Genomic DNA, 19,638 nt, shown 5'->3' on the forward strand with positions numbered 1-19,638 from the left:
CGATATGGTCGTCCGCAGCAACATCGTCGGCATCGACTCGCCGCAGGCGCTGGAGAAGGCGCTGCGCGCGGCTTATTATCTCGCCGATGAGGGACTCTCCACCGCTGCCTATCTCGCGCTTGCGCTAGGCAAGCCGCTGCTGCTGGAGGGTGCGCCCGGCGTCGGAAAAACCGAGGCGGCGAAGGCAGTCGCCGCGGTGCTCGGCCGCAAGCTGATCCGCCTGCAATGCTATGAAGGCGTCGACGCTGCGGCGGCGCTCTACGAGTGGAACTATCCGCGCCAGATGCTCGCGATCCGCCAGGCCGGCGAGGACAGCATCGACATCTATGGCGAGAGTTTTCTGATCGAGCGGCCGATGCTGGCCTGCCTGCGCGCGCCCGACTCGACGGTGCTGCTGATCGACGAGATCGATCGCGCCGACCAGGAGTTCGAGGCCTTCCTGCTCGAATTCCTCTCCGACTTCCAGATCTCGATTCCAGAGCGTGGCACGATCCGTGCCGCCGAGCGGCCGATCGTGGTGCTGACCTCGAACCGCACCCGTGAGCTGCATGAAGCGCTGCGCCGCCGCTGTGTCTATCATTGGATCGACTATCCCGATGCGGAGCGCGAGGCACGGATCGTGATGATGCGCGCGTCCAGCGTGGCCGAGGCGACCGCGCGCGCCGTCGTGGCGGCGGTGGCGAAGCTCAGGCGTGAGCCGTTGAGCAAGGCGCCCGGCATTGCCGAGGCGGTCGACTGGGCCGAGGCCGCGACGCTTCTGAACCAGACCGGCGCGCGCTGGCCCGACGCCTTCCGGCGCTCGATCGGCGTAGCGCTGAAGGACGAGGAGGATCTTTCCTTCATCGCGCCTCGGCTCGATGCCCTGCTTGCGGAGGCGATGACATGAGCGAGGCGCGCCTGCCGCATGCGACTGAGATCTTCGTGACATTCGCTGCGCTGTTGCGGCGAAACGGCTTCGCAATTGCGCCGGAGCAGACCACCGCCTTCCTCGCTGCGATCGAACTGCTGGGGCCTGTCAGCATCGAGGATATCCGCCGTGCCGGGACGGCGACCCTCGCGCCACCTCCCGAGCGGCTCGCGACCTACAATCTGCTGTTCGACGTCCATTTCGGTGTCGCCGAGGCGACGGCGTTCAGCGAGAGCGACAGGCAGGACGATGTCGTGCGGCTGCAGGAGGAGGGCGACAGCGCCGTCGATCCCGACATTGCGCAGGACCAGAACGAGTCCGGTCTGGCGGCAACGCGCGCCGAGGCGTTGGTTGTGCGTCGGTTGAGTGCGACCACGGGAGGCGGTCCGCTGCAGCTTCTGGCGCGTCAGGCGCGTGCGAAGCTACCGAAGCGGCGAGGCCATCGGCGCATGCGCGCGCGGCGCGGCAGCTTCGTCGACCTGCGCCGAACCTTGCGTGAAAGCGTGCGGCGCGATGGCGAGGTGCTGTCGCTGCGGCGCTTGAGGCGCCGGCCGCGGCTGCGCCGGCTGCTGCTGTTGATCGACGTCTCCGGCTCGATGAAGGCGCGGACCGAGGACAACATGCGGCTCGCTCATGTGTTGGTCCAGGCGGTGCCGCAGGCCGAGGTGTTCACCTTGGGCACGCGGCTGACGCGGGTCACGCGGCCGTTGCGGCTGAAGCGGCGCGAGCAGGCGCTGCTGGCGGCTTCGCATCTCGTCAGCGACTGGGACGGTGGCACGCGCATCGGCGAGGCGCTGCAGGCTTTCCTCGGCGTGCCGCGATTCTCGATCTATGCGCGGGGCGCGGCGGTTCTGGTGATCTCGGACGGGCTGGAGCGGGGTGACCATCAAGTGCTCCGCGAAGCCGTGTGGAAACTGTCGCTGCGCGCCTGGCGCCTGAGCTGGCTGACGCCGCTGGCGACTGGGCCGGGCTTCAGGCCGCAGACGGAAGCGCTGCAGGCCATTGCGCCACTTGTCGATGACATGGTGCCGGGCGGCTCGGACGAAGCCATCGTCGCGCATGTGTTGTCGCTGGCGCAGAGGAGGGCGGCATGACCGGCTATGTCGATGCGCATCATCACATCTGGCGCCAGGCCGACCTGCCCTGGCTGGTCGGCCCGATGCAGCCGCGGATCTTCGGGCCCTATGAGTCGATCCGGCGCGACTACCCGATCGAGGAATATCTCGGGGACATCGCCGGCAGCGGTGTGACGCAATCGGTCTACGTCCAGACCAACTGGGCCAAGGACGGCTTCGAGGAGGAGGCCGCGTGGGTGCAGCGCACCGCCGATCAGCACGGCTATCCGCATGCCATCGTCGCCTATGCCGATCTCGCCGTTGATGACGCGCGGCCGCAATTCGATCGGCTCGCGCGTTATCCGCTGGTGCGCGGCGTTCGCATGCAGCTGCACTGGCATGAGAATCCGTTGTACCGGTTCGCGGAGTCGCCCGATCTCTGCAGTCAACGGAATGTCCGCGCCAACATGGCGCGGCTGGCCGACTACGGCTGGTCGTTCGACCTGCAGGTGTTTGCCGGGCAAATGGCCGGCGCCGCGGCGCTGGCCGAGAGCTGTCCGGCCGTCACCTTCGTCCTCCAGCACGCCGGCATGCTGGAGGACCGGTCGCCGGCGGGACGCGAGCAATGGCGCGCCGGCATGCATAAGCTTGCGGCCTGCCGCAATGTCGTCAGCAAGCTCTCGGGCCTCGGCACCTTCATCCGCCGCAACGATCCCGCTGATGTCGCCGATGTCGTACGCGAGACCCTCGCTATCTTCGGCCCCGAGCGCTGCCTGTTCGGCTCGAACTTTCCGATCGAGAAGCTCTGGACCGACTATCGCACACTGGTGGCAGCCTATGAGGCTGCCATCCACGGCCTCGACAAGCGTGCACGCGCGCAGGTCATGGGAGAGACGGCGCGCCGCGTCTATCGGCTGGGATGATACCGCCTGCAACGACAACAAAAGCAACAGGGAACGCTCATGGCGCTGGAAATCAAGATTCTCGACTATGGTGATATCGAGCTCGAATCGAGCTTCCTCGTGCTGGGCCGCGACTGCGGCCGCACCCGCCGGGTGCTGACGCTCGGCTTCCTGATCCTGGGCGGACCGTATCCGGTCGTGGTCGACACCGGCTACCGCTCCAACCAGATCATGGAGACGCTGGGCATGCGCGGGCTGCAGTACCATGAGAACATGATCGGGAACCAGCTGGCGCGGCATGGCGTGCGCATGGGCGACGTCCGTTATGTCTGCCACACCCATCTGCACATCGATCATGCGGGAAAGGACGATCTGTTCCCGATGAACACGACGGTCGTGCTCAACCGCCGCGAGCTTGAATATTCGGTGTCCGGGCTGATGCACCCGCAATATCCGGCGCCGGACATCAAGCACCTGATCGACCGGCTGCACACCAAGAGCGCGCTGCGCTTCCTCGATCTCGAGCTGACCGGACCTGTCGAGCTGATGCCGGGGGTCTATTGCGATGCCGCCAATGCCCACACCGAAGGCTCGATGAACATCCACGTCCACACCGCCGACGGCATCGCCAGCATCTGCGGCGACGTGATCTACGACTTCAACGACCAGATCGTGACCCCGTTCAACGAGATCCAGGACGCGGAGCCGCGCACGACCGGCAATCACGGCACCTCGAAGCGCGCCGAGAAGGCGGCGATCAAGAAGCTGCTGTCGAGCTCCCGCTATCTGTTGCCGGTGCATGATCGCCCGGCCAAGATCGAGGGCGGCGTGGTGACAGGGCGGTTGCACGACCAGGTGCCGGGTCCCATCGTGCAGTCGCTGCCGCAGCGGCAATGGTTTCCGGCGTAGTCGGCGCGAGGATCGGCCATGACCCATGTGACCTTGCGCCCTGAATTCGAGAGCTTGATCGACCCCTACGCACCGGTGTCCCAGGTCGCGACCGGCTTCGACTTCACGGAAGGGCCGATCTGGCACCCGATCGAGCATTTCCTGCTGTTCTCCGACATGCCGGCCGACGTCCGCCGCCGCTGGGACGCGAAGCGCGGCGTGGTCGAGATGCGTCGGCCGTCGAACAAGTGCAACGGCATGACCTATGATGCCGACCTCAATTTGATCGTCTGCGAGCACGCGACGTCGTCGCTGGTGCGCGAGCGGCCCGATGGCCGCCGCGAGATCCTGGCCTCGCATGTCGACAACCAGGAGCTCAACAGTCCGAACGACGTGTGCGTCCATTCCAGCGGCGCAATCTACTTCTCCGATCCCTGGTATGGCCGCATGCCGGTCTACGGCGTCGAGCGGCCGCGCCAGCTCGGCTTCCAGGGCGTCTACCGGGTGCCGCCGGGCGGCGGTCCGCCGCGGCTGCTGGTCGATCGTTATCTGTTCGACCAGCCGAACGGGCTGTGCTTCTCGCCGGACGAGGCGCTGCTCTATGTCAACGACACCGTGCAGGCGTTGATCCGCGTGTTCGACGTCGGTAGCGACGGGCCGCTCTCGAACGGGCGCGTGTTTGCCAGCGGCATCCGCTCCGAGCTGGAGCCCGGCGTGCCCGACGGCATGAAATGCGATCAGCGCGGCAATGTCTGGGTGACCGCGCCGGGCGGCGTCTGGGTCTATGCGCGCACCGGCGAGTTGCTCGGCAAGGTGCGCGTCCCGGAACTGGTCGCCAATCTCGCCTGGGGCGGCGCCGATTTTCGCACGCTCTATCTCACCGCGACGCATTCGGTCTATGCGATCGCGACCAAGGTCGGCCCGCGCCACGAGCCCTATATGAGGGCCCAGACGCGGGGGGCTGCGGCGGGCTCGTCCCCATCCAGCGCGACGTCCACAGGCGCGCCACCGGCGCCGCTGCTGGCGTCGGGCGACATGCAGCTCGATCCGCGCCGCTGCGCGATGATCATCCAGGATCTGCAGAACGACGTCATCATGGACGGCGGCGCGTTTGCCGATTCGGGGGCTCCCGGTCATGCCAGGCAGCAGCGCGTCGTCGACAACGTCCGCCGGCTTGCCGAGGTCGCCCGCGCGCGCGGCGTCGTCATCGTCCACGTCTGGTTCGTGGTCGAGCCGGGCGCGCCCGGCGTGACGTTGAACGCGCCGCTGTTCGAGGGGCTGGTCGACAGCAAGGCGATGGTGCGCGGCAGCTGGGGGGCTGCGCCGGTCGCTGGGCTGGAGCCGCGGAGCGGGGACTTCGTCGTCGAGAAGATGCGGATGAGCGCCTGGGAGGGCACGCGGCTCGAGACCATTCTCAAGGCCACCGGGCGTGACGTGATCATCAATACGGGGGCCTGGACCAACATGTCGGTCGAGCACACCGCGCGCACAGGGGCCGACAAAGGCTACTTCATGGTGGTGCCGGAGGATTGCTGCTCGACGATGAACGCGGACTGGCACAATGCGTCGATCAACTTCGCCATGCAGAACGTTGCTGTCGTGACCAGGGCCGACGCAGTGATCAGGGCGCTGGGGTGAGACATGCCCAAGCTGCTGCATCTCGTCGCCTCGCCGCGGGCAGATTCGGAATCCAGCGCCGGCGCGCACGCCTTCCTCGACCGCTTCAGGCAGGCGCGGCCGGGCTGGGACGTCGACGAGATGAATCTGTGGCGCGAGAAGCTGCCGGAGTTCGAGGGCGAGATTTTGCAGGCGAAGTATGCCCGCACGGGTGGACGCGCCTTCACCGATGGCCAGCGGGAGGCGTTCGCGGTGGCCGAGCGCATGGCGGTGCGGCTCGATCTGGCCGAGCGCGTCGTGATCTCGACGCCGATGTGGAATTTCGGCATTCCCTACAAGCTCAAGCACTGGCTGGATATCATCAATCAGCCGGGCCTCACCTTTCGCTTCGATCCGTCGCGCGGCTACCTGCCACTTCTGAAGGATCGTCCGACGCTGGTGATCCTCGCCAGCGGAGGCGACTTCACCAGCGGCATCAGCCGGGGGCGCACCGATCTCGCGACGCCCTATTTGCGCGAGGCGCTGCGCTTCATGGGGCTTCGCGATCTGCACTTCGTGGCGATCGGGCCGGCCGCGCACACCGGCGTGGCGCGTGAGCGGGCGCACAGGCGGCTCGTGGAGATGGCTGCACGGTTTTGATATGACATGAAGAGGCGGGCCCGCTGCGCGCATCGCGTCCGAGGTGCCGGTGGTTTCGTCCCTCGACTGGCGTCCTGTGATCGTGCTCTCGACTGATCCAGCCGCAGAAAGAATTCAACCGATAAGGTCGACTGCGGCTCCCGCCGCGTCGATCAGGTGGACACGGTCGACCTCGGTGCGCGGCAGCAGCGTACGGATCTCAGGCTCCGACATCAGACTAAACGCGGTCGAAAGCGCGTCGGCCGCCGTGGCATTGCCGGCGACCGTGGTCACGCTGCGATAGCGCTGCGCGCAGCCGCCGCTGTGCGGATCGAACAGATGATTGAAGCGGCCGTGCGGATCGAAGCGGAGGCCATAGGCGCCTGACGTCGATACGGCCCGATCGATGATCGGTAGCATCGCGGCGATCCGATCGGGAACGTCGGGGTCGGCGATTGCGATCTCCCAGGGCCGGGCGTCCGGCCGCGCGCCGATGGCGCGGGCTTCGCCCATGTCGACCAGGCTCTGCTGCACGCCTTCGCTGCGCAGCAGGTCGACGATCCGATCCGTGACATAGCCCTGCGCGATGCCATTCAGGGTGAGCGCCGTGCCGCGCGGCATGACGATGCGATCGCGGCTGACGCTGAGCCGCTGATGGCCGACCCGCGCCAGCGCCTCTTGTACGGCCGCCTGCGGTGGGCCGTCGGGATTCGCATCGGGGTGCGAAAAATGATCGGCATAGAGCGTCCACAGCGGCTGCACGGTCGGGTCGAAGCGGCCGTCGGTCAACGCGGCGTAGCGCTGCGAGAGCGTGAGGATGTCGACCAGCTCCGGCGCCGGTGCGACCAACACGCCGGTGCGGTTCAATGTGACCAGCGCCGAGTCCTCAAGATAAAGGCTGAACAGGCGCTCGAGTCGCCGTGCTTCGCTGATCGAGACCTGGATCACCCGCTCGGCCTCGCGCCGGTCATGGTGATGAAGCTTGATCGTGGCAACGGCGCCGAGCAACGTGCCGCGCCATTCGACGAGGCCAGCGGTGCTGCCGGCCGCCTGCCTGCCGCAGGGTGCGATCGCAAGGCCCGCCAGTGCGGCGCTGATGCGGATGAAGCGCCGACGCGAGAGCTGATTTGTCATCGTCGCACCTCAGTCGTGTCCTTGTGGCCCGGCTCGTTCGTGCCGGCGTTGTCGTCGGGGGAGCTCAGCACATAGTCGCGCGGCACCTCGGTGAAGCCGACGATTCGACCGCCGTGCTCGGCCGCGAAGCGCTCGGCGGCGCTCCGATCCGAGAACGGTACAGCCTCGTCGCTGCCCATGCCGCTCTTGAGGCGGCTGCCGATCACGAACACCGCCTTGCGGGCTTCGACCCAATTGTCGGCACCCGGATTGTCCCAGCTCGCGGCCTTACCCATGTCGGAGACGTAGATCGCCTGGATGTCCTTGGGCTCGTCGGGCAGCATCGTGAAGGCGATGGCGTCGCGGGCCGAGGAGAACCACACCGGCTCGATCAGGCTGGCGGCGAAGATCTGTCCCTTGGGACCGGAATGCTCGAGCAGGTTCATGCCGCAATAATGCCCGATCGCCTCCGCCGTCAGCTTGATCGGCGGCGGCGGCGCGGCGGCCTGCTTGTCGTCGCAGGCGCCGAGAGCAAAGGCGGCGATGAGCGCGCAGGCGAAAGCGAGGCGTTTCATAGCTCCCTCCGTGAGAAGGCCAGCGCGGCGCCGGCGAGCGGTACCAACGTCCACAGCACCAGCGCCGCGAGCAGCGCCTGCACCGACAGCGTGCTGCTGCCGGCGAGCCCGGCCATGCCGGAGAACAGGCTGACATTGGCGAAGCCGGTCAGGTTGAAAAGCCGGTAGGCATCGGTCGGATTGAGCAGCAGCAGCGCGCTGAGCACGCCGCCGGAGACGTTGCGGCCCTGGTCGATCACCAGAAGGCCGAGCAACGCCATGTCGTAGATCAGGACGAGCACGAGCCACAGGCCGATGCTGACACCCGCTGCGGTGCCGCGGTCGCGCACGACGGCGCTGACGAGATAGCCGATTGCGACGAACACCGCGCCAAGCAGAACGGAGGAGCCGATCATCGCGGCGAAGGCCGCGAGCCCGTCGCTGTCGAAGTGGCTGCCGGCGATCAGCAGCGCCACCGCGGCGGCGCCATAGCCGAGGCAGGTCGCGAAGGCGAGCACCGCGAGATGACCGAGGAACTTGCCGAGCAGCACCTGCCAGCGCGCTACGGGATAGCTGAGCAGCAGCAGCATGGTGCCGCGCTCCATGTCGCCGACGATGGCATCGTGCGAGATCAGAAGCGCGATCAGCGGGATCAGGAAGATGGTCAGGCTCGACAGGCTGACGATGACGACATCGAGCGCTCGCGCGCCGACGGTACCGGTCGGCGCGCTGCCGAGGAAGGTCAGCGACAGCGCGAGTCCGGCCAGCAGCAGGGTCGAGGCCAGCACCCAGCGATTGCGGATCGCCTGCTGGATCTCCTTGGCGGCGATGGTGATCACGCTGGTCATTGCGGGTGCTCCGCGTGGCGCAGGAAATGCGCGTAGAGCTCGTCGAGACTGGGTGGAATGAGCTCGAGATCCTGGACGGCGGTGGCGTCGGCCGTCGCCAGACGCAGTAGCTCGATCTTCTCGTCCGGCGCTGCGTCGATCTCGACGATGTGGCCGTTCACCCGGCGATAGGACGCGGCCGGCGGGAGCCAGGCCGGCGGGCCCGACGGCGGCAGGGAGGCGACCTTGACTCGAATCCGGGTCGGCAATCGCGCGAGGCGGCGCAGCTCGTCGAGTGTGCCGTCGGCGACCTTCAGGCCGCGGTTCATAATGATGACGCGGCCGGCGCGTTCCTCCAACTCGGTCAGCGCATGCGACGACAGCAGCACCGTCGTGCCCTCGGCGGCGAGCCGCTCGATCACCTCGTAGAAGGTCTGGCGGAGCTCCGGATCGAGACCGCTGGTCGGTTCGTCGAGCAGCAGCACGCGCGGGCGGCCGATCAGCGCCTGTGCCAGCCCAAGGCGCTGGCGCATGCCCTTGGAGTAGGTGTTGACGCGGCGCTTTGCGGCATCGCCTAGTCCGACGACGTCGAGCAGCTCGAGGGCCTGTCCGACCGGCTCGCGCTTGAGCCGTGCGTAGAAGGTCTGGGTCTCGCGGCCGGTAAGGGCGGCATCGAAGGCGACGTTCTCCGGCAGGTAGCCGAGGCGGCGCCGCGAGGAGAACTCGCCGGCGGCTGGATTTTCACCGAGTACGGCGATGGTGCCGCGGGTGGGGCGGATCAGCCCGAGCATCATCTTCATCAGCGTCGTCTTGCCGGCGCCGTTGTGGCCGATCAGCGCCACCATCTCGCCGGCGGCGAGATCGAACGAGACGCCCCTCACGGCTTCGACCTTGCCGTAGTGCTTGATCACGTCGGCGACATGGATCGTCGCGGTCATCGAGGCCCGCTTTCTGCAGCGGCGCGGCGCGCCGGCGGCGATATCAGGGGATGGCTGTCGACGACTCCGCCGGGCAGGATCGCGGGAAACTGCGCCTGCGCCCAGCGGATCACCTGCACGGCTGGGCTGTTGATCAGGACCTTGGCGGCCGGCGCGGTCCACAATACGCGGTCGATCAGATCATTCGGCCGATAGGCGGTGTCGGCGATGCCGTCGCCGTTGAGGTCGAAGCCCGGGTTGTCGCTCCAATAATTGCCGCGGCCGTTTTTCGACCAGTCGAGATGGCGGGTGCCGACATACTTGATCTGGCTGGCATTGTTGACGAAGGCATTGCCCCTGATGTCGTTGCCCTCGGAGCCGGCGGTGAAGTGAACGCCGATCTCGCACCCTTCGAACCAGTTGTCGGTGATATGGTTGTTGTTGGTGTTGTAGATGAACACGCATTTCTCGGGACCGGGACGGGCGCCGGCGGTCGGCGTGGCCGTGCTCGCATCGGCCTGCGGCACGCCTTCGTCGGTGCCCCGGTTCTCCGCGGTGGCCCAGCGGTCTGCCGGCTGGAGCCCGCCGATCACGCTGTTGCCGGAGATCTGCGAGCCATTGGCCGCGTTGAACAGCAAGCCGCGGTCGCGGTCGTGATCCGAGACGTTATCCCTCACGACGAGCGCCTTGGAGAACATCATCGCATAGCCGATGATGTTGCGGGTCGAGACGTTGCCGGAGATTTCGCTGTCGTTGGTGTACATGAAGTGCACCGCGAAGCGCAGGTCGCTGAAGCGATTGCGGCTGAAGACGTTGTTGCGGCTGGTGATGGCGAACACGCCATCGCGGCCGTACCGGAATTGGTTGTCGATCACCTTGGCGCCCGGCGCGTTCCAGACGGAGACGCCGTTGCCGGTCACGCCGCCACGCGTCGCGCGCAGGCCGATGATGCTGTTGTGACGGACCATGGCGTTGGCCGATCCGTGCAGATAGACGCCGAACAGATTGCCTTCGATGCGGTTGTTCTCGATCAGTGCGTCGTGCGCGGCCTGCTCGACGAAGATGCCGGAATCCATCTGCTCCAGCGCACGGCCGGATCCGTCGATGGCGAGGCCGCGAATGACGGTGCCCGGCGCCGCCACGGTGATGACGCTGCCCTCGCCGCCACCGCTGATCACGGCGCCTGGAGCCCCAGCCAGCGTCAAGCGGTGGCTGATCCGTAGCGGTCCGCGATAGGTGCCGGTGGCGAGCGCGATCTCGTCGCCGTCGGCGGCGCGGTCGAGCAGGGCCTGCAGGTCGGTGGTTTCAGCTCCGACCTGCAGAGTCGCCGCCTGGGCGCGGAAGGGCAGGCCGGCGACGACGAGCGTCGCCAGCCCCAGAGTCTTGATATGGCGCATGCGCCGCATCGCTCACGCGTTCCGCGGCGAGACCAGCATGCGTCCGCGCATTTCCATGTGCATGGCGTGGCAGAACCATGTGCAGAAATACCAGTACACGCCGGGCTTGTCCGCGATGAACGTCACGGACGAGGTCTGCTGCGGATCGATCTCCATGTTGACGCCGTAGTTGACGATGCAGAAGCCGTGCACCAGGTCCTCGACGTCGTCGATGTTGGTGACATAGACGGTCACCTCGTCGCCCTGCTTGACCTCGAACTTCTCGAGCGCGTAGGCAGGCGCGCTGGACCACATGTAGACGCGCACCTTGTTGCCGTCGCGGATCACCTTGGCGTCGCTCTCCAGTGTGACGCCGTCGGCCGCGGCCTGCTTGCGGGCGTCGGCGAAGAACGGGTCGTCGCGCTTCCAGATCGAGGTCACGCGCCCCTCGAGCTTGGAGCGATGCACGATCACGGCGTCGTGCGGCTCGGCGAAGCTCGGGCCGTCGTGCACCAGCTCCATCTTGTCGCCGGAGATGTCGATCAGCTGGTCGTTCTCCGGCTTGAGCGGGCCGACATTCAGGAAACGGTCCTTGGAGAACTTGTTCAGCGACAGCAGCCATTTGCCGTCGGCTTCCTTGGTCTCGCCCATCGAGGCGTGGTTGTGGCCCGGCTGATAGTGGACGTCGAGCTTCTGGATGATCGGGTTGACCTTCTCGCCCTTGAAGGCGCGCTTGGCGAGATCGAGGCTCCATTTGCAGACCTGGCTGTCAAGGAACAGCGTGGTGTAGGCGTTGCCGCGGCCGTCGAAGGCGGTGTGCAGCGGCCCGAGGCCGAGCTCCGGCTCGGCCACGACGACATCGCGCGGCTTGATCTTGTCGTCGAACAGGTTGTCGATCAGGCGGACGTCGATCACGGTGACCGTCGGCGCCAGCTTGCCATTGGCGACGACATGGATGCCGTCAGGGGCCGTGTTGAGGCCGTGCGGGCTGTTCGAGACCGGAACGTAGCGGGTGTAGGGCGAGCCCTTGCGGCCATCGATGACGGGAACGCCGTTCATCTCCTTGAAGTCTCCCTTCTTGACGGCCTCCTCGATGCGCTTGATGTTGAAGATCGTCACCCAGTCCTGCTCGCTCGCGGTCATCTCGGCGAGCGTCACGCCCTTCTCGGAATTGTAGCAGGTCGCGAAGGCATATTTGCCCTGGTAGTCGCAATCGGTGTTGTCGAGATTGCCGTCGACGATCACCTGCCAGGCAACCGTCATGGTGTCGCCGTCGACGGCCGAGAACATCGACCAGTATTTCGACTTGTCGTCGAGCACCTTGCCGTCGTTCGGCAGTGGCACCTCATATTCGCCGTTGCAGAACAGGTAGCCGGTGCGCGGGAATTTCTGCGGACGCATGCCGTGGATCGTGTACTGGTTCGGCAGCTCGATGATCTTGTCGCACTTCATGACGTCGGTGCGAATGCGGGCTAGGCGGGTATTGGCCTTGTCGTTGATGAAGACGTAGCGTCCGTCATAGGTGCCGTTGGTGAACGACATGTGTGGGTGGTGGCAGTCGCCGTTCATCCAGATGCCGAGCCGATCCTTGAGCCGCTCGCGCGTCTCGGGCAGCAGCCCCTCGGTCATGATCTTGCGGCTCTCGTTGGTCTGGCCCCAGCCAGTGGCGCTGCACCGGTTGAAGACGGGGATGCGCATCAGCTCGCGCATCGACGGCATGCCGACGATGCGAAGCTCGCCGGTCTGGCCGCTGGAGAAGAAGACGTAGTATTCGTCGAGCTGACCCGGCGCGACCTCGGCCTTGCCCCCGCTCTGTCCAGCTCGCGCCTGCGCCGCGGCCGGTGTCGTCTCGATGCTCTTGCCGAGGCCGATGCTGCCGGCCACGCCGGCCGCGCCCAGTGCGGCGGTGCCGACGATCTGCCGGCGGCTGAGTTTCGTCTGGTCGTCGTCGTGCGCCATCGTCGTCTCCTTATGATGGATGGGTGAGATCGTTGGATTGGGCCGGCGCCGTCGTCGGCCGGCCGGCGTGGGTGATCACGGTCTTCGGACCGGATTTGGCGGCGCGCATCGACGGCGATGACATCGCCTCGAACTTCTCGCGCTTGAGCCGGACTTGGATCATGTGCGGACAGCGCTGGTCGTCGTAGTAGAGCTCCTGGCAATGCATGCAGTAGATGCACTCATTGACGTTGATGTGTCCCTCGGGATGGATCGACTGCACCGGGCATTCCTTGGCGCAGCGCTGGCAGGGCGAGCCGCACTCCTTCCAGCGGCGCAGCCATTCGAAGGTGCGGATGCGACCGGGAATCGCGAGCGCGGCGCCCAGCGGGCAGAGATAGCGGCAGAAGAAGCGTTCGATGAACAGGCCGATGCCGAGCAGCGCCGCGGCATACAGCACGAACGGCCAGCTGCGCGAGAATTTCAGGATGATCGCCGTCTTGAACGGCTCGACCTCCGCGACCTGCTCGGCGAGCGCGACCGAATACAGCGACAGCCCGAACAGGCCGAGGAAGATGATGTATTTGATCGGCCACAGCCGCTCGTGCAGCCCCCAGGGCACCGTGATCTGCGGCACCTTGAGCCATTTTGCCACTGTGTTGGTCAGCTCCTGCAGCGCGCCGAACGGACAGAGCCAGCCGCAGAACGGCCCGCGGCCCCAGAACAGCAGTCCAGCCGCCGTTGCCGCCCACAGGATGAAGATCAAGGGCGCTGCGAGGAAGAACTCCCAATGGAAGCCGGTCAGCAGCGCGTTGATGAAGGTGACGACGTTGACGACAGAGAGCTGGGCGTTGGCGTACCAGCCGAGCCAGACCAGCACGAACAGGAGATAGGCGCGGCGGACCCAGGTGTAGAGCCGGGGACGGCGCACCAGAATGTTCTGGAAGAAGAAGATCCCGGTGAGCACGGCCAGCGCGAGCGCGGTGATGCCGATGGAGACCGTCTGCGAGCGCCAGATGCGCATCCATAACGGCTCTTCGGTGTCGTCAGTGACTGGTTGCGCGGTGGCCGGGGCGGGCTGTGCGGCCGTCGCCGGCGTCGCAGCGGCGCGCGTCTCGTGCTTCAGATAAACGTCTGGAACGGTGTAGTCGACATCGAAGGTCAGGAACGCCTTGTCGTGGCTGCCGGTGCTTCGTTGCACCAGGAGCTGGAGCTGCCATGGCTCGGTCGGGTCGAGCGTGAATTCGGGCGGCGTGACGAACAGCCCGATCTCGCGCAGGGCAGGGGCGCCGGCGGCCGCCAGCGCACCGAGTCGCATGTGGTTCTTGTCGCGGAACCGTGTGCTCCCTCCCTCCTGCAGCACCTCGATGCGGTCGAAGATGCCGCCCCTGACATAGGCGGAGCCCTTGAACGAGTAGACGCCGTCGCCGGCGACGACGATCGCCTGCTGTCCGGGCTGCAGCCGCTGCTTGAGTCGCTGATAGCCCTCGTCGCCGAGCAGGCTGCGGCCGATGGTGGGCACGCTGGCCATGGCCACATAGAGATCGATGAAGGTGTCGCCGGCATCGCCGGGCTCGGGATTTTGCGCGGCCGCCGCATTGCCCGACTTGGCGAATGCGTCGTTGACGTCGCCGATGCTGAGATGCAGGCGCCGCACCGAGCCGTCGCCGAGCAGGCTGCCCCAGTCACGGATCTCGCTCTTGTCGGGATCGACCGTCCTGGTCACGCCCGGCTGTGCTGTGGCGGCGCTCGCCGCAGCGCCGGCACCAATGCGGCCGCTGCGGATCAGGCGCGTGGCGGCGCGCACGATGCTGTCGTGCATCACCAGCACGGTGACCGTGGCACCCGAGACGATGTCGGCCTGCGGCGCATGTTCTGCGCCGTGCGCGATCGGCGTCATGTCCTTGCCGAGCAGGCCATTGAGTGCGGCAACGATGCGTGGCTCGGGAATGCCGATCAGCACGACCGGCTCCTTGTGATCGACCAGCTTCAGCCCGGTGATGACGCCCTTGGGATCGATGCCGACGAGGATGTGGATCGGCTTGCCCGAATAGCCGACGGAATTGGCGAAATCGGAGTTGAGATAGACGTAACCCTTGAGCTGATCGCCGCGATACACCGGCATGATCGGCGGCTCGCCTTGCGGCACGCCGAAACGATCCGCATCGGGGAAGAGCTCGCCCGGCGTGATCTTCGAGAGGTAGGTTGCGAGATCGCCGGCAGCATGTGCTGCGCGCGGGGCCGCGATCGTGCAGAGCCCGATGAGGATTGCTACCAAGATAGCAGGCATGCGCCACCGTTTGGTGGCGACATCACTCGCAACCATGATCACCTCAAGCGGAACGGCCGGCCCACGAAGGGCCGTATTCCAGTCAGGACTGTTTCGGGGAAGGAAGGGATCGTCGCCATTGACAATCCCGGAGCAAATAGAGTCGGGCTAAATTGACTCCTTATCGTGCCGGTTGTCTAGTGGGTCGCAATCCGACGGACGTTGCGCTGGATCAAACAGGCCAGGACAATCAGGCAGACTATCATATGTTGTTGTCACGCACGCTTTCGCTCAAGTCGGAACCGGCCGGGAACCTGCATTCGATTGACGAGCTGTTCGCGCTCGCCAATGCGATGGAGCAGGAGGCGGCCGATCGCTACGACGAGCTGTCCGGAGAGATGCAGCGTCAAGGCCGGCTCGATCTGGCCGACGTCTTCGCGAGGTTGGCCGCGGCCGAGCGCGAGCATGTCGACAGTGTCGCGCAATGGTCGCAAGCGCGAACGGGGCGTGCCCCCGATGTGTCGCTGGTGCGCTGGCAGCCGCCGGAGACCTTTGAGCCCGGCGCGGCGCGCGAAATCCAGGACTCACGGCTGATGACGCCGTACCGCGCGCTGTCGATGGCGGTGCGCAACGAGGAGCGGGCCTTCGCGTTCTGGTCCTATGTCGCGGCATTTGCCGATGATCCCGAGGTCAAGAAGGCGTCCGAGGCCATGGCGCGAGAGGAACTCGGTCACGTCGCGACGCTGCGCAAGGAGCGGCGCCGTGCCTATCATCTTGAGGCCGACGCCAGGCGCGCGGCGACGGTGGCGTCGGACACGGGCACGATCGACGCCGGCCGGCTGGAACGCCGCCTCGCGGAACTGCTCGGCGCGATGGCTGCGCGCGCCGCTGGCCGCCCGGCGGATCGCGTGCGCGAGCTTGCGTATGAAGCCGCGGCAATGGCATCGGAGGTTGCGGACCTGCTGCGCCTGCCGGCGGCGCTCGCGCAAGCCGATGCAGCCGTGCTGGCGGAGGCGCTCGCGGACGCGTATCTGGAGCATGCGGAGCGAGCGACCGAACCGGACCGGCTCGATCTGATGCAGCGGCTGGCGTCGCAGGCGATCGCCCGGCTGGCCTGGCTGCGGTCGCTCGGTTGAGTCCAACTTCAGAGCTGCTTGGCGAAAGACGAGGGTCGCCCAGCCAGGCTGGGCGACCCGATCATGATGAGGCTTAGTTGCGGGTCGGCGCCGGCACGGCGGTGCGGTTCGCCGGCACCGTGACGGGCTGGAAGGAAAACACGTCGCGGCTGCGCGGATCGACGGTCACCTTGACCCAGCGCACGTCGTTGTTGCCGTTGCCCTGATTGTCGCCGAACGTTTCGACACGAACGAAGTTCTCCAGCCGCTGGCCGGCACTGTTGAGGAACGGCTGGTCGATCCGGAAGTAATGGGAATCGCCGTGGACGTAGGCGACCGGCTTGCGGAACGCCTCGACTTCGGTGCGTAAGGCGGTCAGAAAGCTGATGAAGCCGTCCGGCTGCCCGTCCGTCTCGGCGAGCGTCTTGGGATCGCGCAGCGGCGCGCGCGTGGGATCGGCCTGGTCCCAGCCCGGGTTGCCCTGGGTGATGAACATCACCGCAGCGGAATGGCGCTTCCTGGCCTCTGCGAAGGTCTGCTGCATCCAGAGAATCACGGCTGCATTGCGCGCGTTGTATTCGTCCGGATCTGGATTGGTGTCGCAGAGATTGTTGCAGGAGCCCTGGATGTTCAGCGTCGCATAGGTCACGCGGCCAACGGTCCAGCGGCGATTCTCGACGCAGCCGACCTTGGTGCCGTTGGCGCTGAGACACAGCGGATCGGTCTGCACCTCCTGGCGCAGCTTGCGCTGGCCGAGCGAGAACGGCGTCGAGAAGAACACCTTGCGCTCGTAGTCGAGCCGGTCGCGTGAGTTGAAGCCGCCATTCGAGGGGCGATCGCAATCGACCCAGTCGTTGTCGCCGGGCGTGAACATGGCCGGCGCCTCGAGGCTGTTGAAGAAGGCGAGCGCCTGGGCATAGAGGCCGGCGTCGCAGGCGGAATTGGAGCCCTGCTTCAGGTCGCCGTCATGCGCGGTGAACTTCAGCCGGTGGGCGTTCATGTCCGCGATCAGGTTCGGGACGCCGACGGTGGCCTGCAGCGTGGAATAGGGTAGGTCGCCCCACAGACCGATGGCGTAGCTGTCGTCGTCGTCGTCGTCGAAGCCGTGATCGTGCGCGAGGCTTGGCGCGGCAGCGGCGAACGCGAGCAACAACATCGTGACAGACAATGTGAGCAGTTCGTGAAAGGCAGATTTGAATGATGATCGAAGTGACATTCTACAAGATCCCCCAAGACCTCGGTTGCATCGCGCCGCTTCATTAAGCGGCGGCGGGACGATGCGGAGGGTCGATAACGGGGGCGTGACGATCGGCTGACAATCCGCTGACGGCGTCACGATGTTGCAATTCGGTGCACCATCAATGTCGTCCGCCGCGGACAATGCACAGAAGGGCCCGCCGCAACGTGTGCGGCGGGCTGTTCTTGACAACGGCAGACTCCCGTCGATCAGCGGTCGTCGCCGTGTCCGTGCTCACCGTGGTCGTGATGATGCCAGCCGCCGTCGTGATCGTGATCGCCATCGTTATCGCTGAAGGCGAACAGGTTCATCAGGTCGCCGATCGCCGGACGGTTCTTCGGCACGTAGCGGTTGTCGTCCCGATCATGAATCGGGTTGGGCAGCCGGTCGCGGCTGACGGCGGAGATCGTGGGCAGCCGCCAGTTGCGCTCGATGAATTTCAGCAGCGAGACGTGATCGTAGTAAGTGTGATCGATATGGCCCTTCTTGGCCAGCGGCGAGACCAGGATGAAGGGAATGCGGGTGCCGTCGCCGAGGAAGTCCACCGGCTGGACATAGCCGGAGTCGTAGTAACCGCCGCCCTCGTCCGTCGTGATGAAGATCGCGGTCTTGGCCCAGAGCTGCGGGTTGGCCTTGACGCGATTGATCAGGGCCTCGAGGAATTTTTCGTAGAGGTCGGTGGTCGAATCGGCGGGATGCCCTGCGAGCGCCTCGAACGGACGCACGAACGACACGGCGGGCAGCGTGTTGTTCTGCACGTCCTTCACGAAGGCGCCGTAGTTCTGCAGCTTGGCTTCCTCCGTCGGAGTCTTCATGATCTTGTTGAAGCCGGTGAGCGGGTCGCAGATGCCGCAATAGGAGTGGAACAGCAGCGGCACGCCGTCGACGCTCTTGGCGAAGGTGGTGGCGTCGTCGCCGCGATCGGCGCTGTAGTACTTCCAGGACACGCCCTTTGCCGTCATCACGTCAGCGATGGTCGGCGCACTCTGCGGCGGCAGCACGAACTTGTCGGAGCCGAGCGCATTCGGCTTCGCGCTGGTCTGGTTCCAGAACATGCTGTAATTGTTGACGAGATAATAATGGTTCGACGCGCAATTGTTGCTGGTGACGCCGTTCTTGAACAGCTGCTCGTTGATGGCGGCGACGCCGGGCGCTGACGGATCGGAGCAGTTGACGTAGGAGCCGCCGCTGTAGCCGTCCTGCTTGTAGTAGTTGTTGGTGCCGGCAACCGGATCCGGATTTTCGATCTGGTTGGCATAGGGCACGGCCGGGGCGCCGTTCAGCGTCTCGGGGTTGGTGAAAAACGCGGCGTGGCCGGTCACGAGGGCCTGGAAGTTGGCGCCGGTGCCGCCCATGATGGCCTGATGATAATTGTCGCTGATCGCATATTCGTCGGCGAGCTGCTTGAAGAACGGCGCGTCACCGGGCTGGGCCTTGCCGGCGGCATCGGTGAACGGGTTCATGTTGTAGAAGCCCATCGAGATGGCGCCTTCCATCGGGTTGAACCCGCCGGCCGGATAGGGCTGTCCGTTCGAGCCGGTGCCGATGGTCTGCTCGACCCACACGAACTTGTCGTGCTTGCCGCCGTCGATGTCCTGCCACATCTGGAAGAAGCGGTGCACCGGATCGCCGGTATAGGCGGCGTAGGAGACGTATTTCGAAATCTGATACGGGCCATTGGGAAGATTGGCCGGGAAGCGGGTGTCGAGGACGTTCTGCGGCAGGCCGATTCCATATGTGGTGTAGGGCTGCGGCAGCGTTGCGTAGGCGCCAGTGGACGCGGTCTCGGCACTGTAGCGAGCCTCGTCGCGACCGATCCGCTGTTCCGCCTTCTTGAAATGCCGCCCCGGCGTGCCGTCCTCGTTGACGATGCCCTTGCTGAGCAGATTGTCGATGGCCTGACCAGCCTTCGGCTTGTAGGTGCCGAACAGATTGTCGAAGGTGTGGTTCTCACCGACGATGATGATGACGTGCTCGATCGGGGTGCTGGTCGCCGCGCCGGCGAAGGCTGGTGCGACGCTGGTCGCGGTGAAGACGGCGGTGGTCGCAAGGGCGAGCGCCTTGGACCGCGTGACTGTTCTGGTCATGACATCTCCGGACGGAGTGGGGTGGTGGCGCGCGCTTACGAATGGCTGCTCGCCTGCGGCAATTTATCGCGGCAACAAATTGCAACGTGGTGTCGGTCTTGCTTCGGTTTTGTGAAATGCGCGCGAAACGCGCGTTTGCGTAGATGCAGGAGACGCACGGCGCAGCATCGTGCAGGCCGGGCATCACATGCCGGCGGGCCGTCGCTCATCGCCGCAGG

The 19,638-nt window shown here is 65.9% G+C and carries 16 protein-coding genes; 7 read left to right on the forward strand and 9 right to left on the reverse strand.

Translation table 11 applies throughout. From position 1 onward, the window contains the following. Window positions 1–4: 4 nt before the first annotated feature. Genes QX039_RS00355 through QX039_RS00380 form a run of 6 tightly spaced genes read left to right on the forward strand, consistent with a single transcriptional unit; the run spans window position 5 to window position 6,008 of the window. Window positions 5–886, forward strand: a complete 882-nt coding sequence (locus QX039_RS00355) for a MoxR family ATPase (protein WP_315739539.1) — start codon at window positions 5–7, stop codon at window positions 884–886. Further along, window positions 883–2,001 carry a VWA domain-containing protein gene (locus QX039_RS00360; protein ID WP_315739540.1) on the forward strand — a complete coding sequence of 373 codons (1,119 nt, stop codon included), beginning with the start codon at window positions 883–885 and terminating at the stop codon, window positions 1,999–2,001. The genes QX039_RS00355 and QX039_RS00360 overlap by 4 nt, the downstream gene beginning before the upstream one ends. Further along, entirely contained in the window at window positions 1,998–2,885 is an 888-nt protein-coding gene (locus tag QX039_RS00365) for an amidohydrolase family protein (RefSeq protein ID WP_315739541.1), read from the forward strand. Before QX039_RS00360 ends, QX039_RS00365 begins: the two co-directional genes overlap by 4 nt. 39 nt (window positions 2,886–2,924) lie before the next feature. Then, window positions 2,925–3,773: an MBL fold metallo-hydrolase gene (locus tag QX039_RS00370; RefSeq protein WP_315739542.1), complete on the forward strand. Its 849-nt coding sequence runs from the start codon at window positions 2,925–2,927 to the stop codon at window positions 3,771–3,773. Between the two features lie 18 nt (window positions 3,774–3,791). Next, a complete protein-coding gene (locus QX039_RS00375) occupies window positions 3,792–5,390 on the forward strand; it encodes an isochorismatase family protein (RefSeq protein ID WP_315739543.1) in 1,599 nt (532 codons plus the stop codon). Window positions 5,391–5,393: 3 nt separating this feature from the next. Further along, window positions 5,394–6,008, forward strand: a complete 615-nt coding sequence (locus tag QX039_RS00380) for an FMN-dependent NADH-azoreductase (protein WP_315739545.1) — start codon at window positions 5,394–5,396, stop codon at window positions 6,006–6,008. A 114-nt stretch (window positions 6,009–6,122) separates the two neighbouring features. Here QX039_RS00380 and QX039_RS00385 read toward each other — a convergent pair whose 3' ends face one another. Genes QX039_RS00385 through QX039_RS00415 form a run of 7 tightly spaced genes read right to left on the reverse strand, consistent with a single transcriptional unit; the run spans window position 6,123 to window position 15,038 of the window. Continuing rightward, window positions 6,123–7,121, reverse strand: a complete 999-nt coding sequence (locus QX039_RS00385) for an FAD:protein FMN transferase (protein WP_315739546.1) — start codon at window positions 7,119–7,121, stop codon at window positions 6,123–6,125. Beyond that, window positions 7,118–7,675 (reverse strand): nitrous oxide reductase accessory protein NosL, encoded by a 558-nt coding sequence (locus QX039_RS00390; RefSeq protein WP_315739547.1) that lies wholly within the window; start codon window positions 7,673–7,675, stop codon window positions 7,118–7,120. Before QX039_RS00390 ends, QX039_RS00385 begins: the two co-directional genes overlap by 4 nt. Next, window positions 7,672–8,502, reverse strand: a complete 831-nt coding sequence (locus tag QX039_RS00395; protein WP_315739548.1) for an ABC transporter permease — start codon at window positions 8,500–8,502, stop codon at window positions 7,672–7,674. Before QX039_RS00395 ends, QX039_RS00390 begins: the two co-directional genes overlap by 4 nt. Further along, on the reverse strand, window positions 8,499–9,419 hold the full coding sequence (locus QX039_RS00400) for an ABC transporter ATP-binding protein (RefSeq protein WP_315739549.1): 921 nt from the start codon (window positions 9,417–9,419) through the stop codon (window positions 8,499–8,501). Before QX039_RS00400 ends, QX039_RS00395 begins: the two co-directional genes overlap by 4 nt. Beyond that, window positions 9,416–10,804, reverse strand: a complete 1,389-nt coding sequence (locus QX039_RS00405; protein WP_315739551.1) for a nitrous oxide reductase family maturation protein NosD — start codon at window positions 10,802–10,804, stop codon at window positions 9,416–9,418. Before QX039_RS00405 ends, QX039_RS00400 begins: the two co-directional genes overlap by 4 nt. 3 nt (window positions 10,805–10,807) lie before the next feature. After that, on the reverse strand, window positions 10,808–12,733 hold the full coding sequence (gene nosZ, locus QX039_RS00410) for a TAT-dependent nitrous-oxide reductase (protein WP_315739552.1): 1,926 nt from the start codon (window positions 12,731–12,733) through the stop codon (window positions 10,808–10,810). A gap of 10 nt (window positions 12,734–12,743) precedes the next feature. Further along, window positions 12,744–15,038 (reverse strand): 4Fe-4S binding protein, encoded by a 2,295-nt coding sequence (locus QX039_RS00415; RefSeq protein ID WP_409998900.1) that lies wholly within the window; start codon window positions 15,036–15,038, stop codon window positions 12,744–12,746. Window positions 15,039–15,247: 209 nt separating this feature from the next. Between QX039_RS00415 and QX039_RS00420 the strand changes: the two genes are divergently transcribed. Next, window positions 15,248–16,117, forward strand: a complete 870-nt coding sequence (locus tag QX039_RS00420) for a ferritin family protein (RefSeq protein WP_315739554.1) — start codon at window positions 15,248–15,250, stop codon at window positions 16,115–16,117. Between the two features lie 73 nt (window positions 16,118–16,190). Here the strand turns inward: QX039_RS00420 and QX039_RS00425 are convergent, their stop codons facing one another. Both QX039_RS00425 and QX039_RS00430 read right to left on the reverse strand, forming a co-directional pair. Then, window positions 16,191–17,312, reverse strand: coding sequence for a hypothetical protein (locus QX039_RS00425; RefSeq protein ID WP_315739555.1), 1,122 nt, complete (start codon window positions 17,310–17,312; stop codon window positions 16,191–16,193). Window positions 17,313–17,542: 230 nt separating this feature from the next. Further along, a complete protein-coding gene (locus QX039_RS00430; protein ID WP_315739556.1) occupies window positions 17,543–19,420 on the reverse strand; it encodes an alkaline phosphatase family protein in 1,878 nt (625 codons plus the stop codon). Window positions 19,421–19,638 lie beyond the last annotated feature (218 nt).

It is taken from the genome of Bradyrhizobium sp. SZCCHNR1043 (assembly GCF_032489675.1).
Lineage (GTDB): Bacteria > Pseudomonadota > Alphaproteobacteria > Rhizobiales > Xanthobacteraceae > Bradyrhizobium.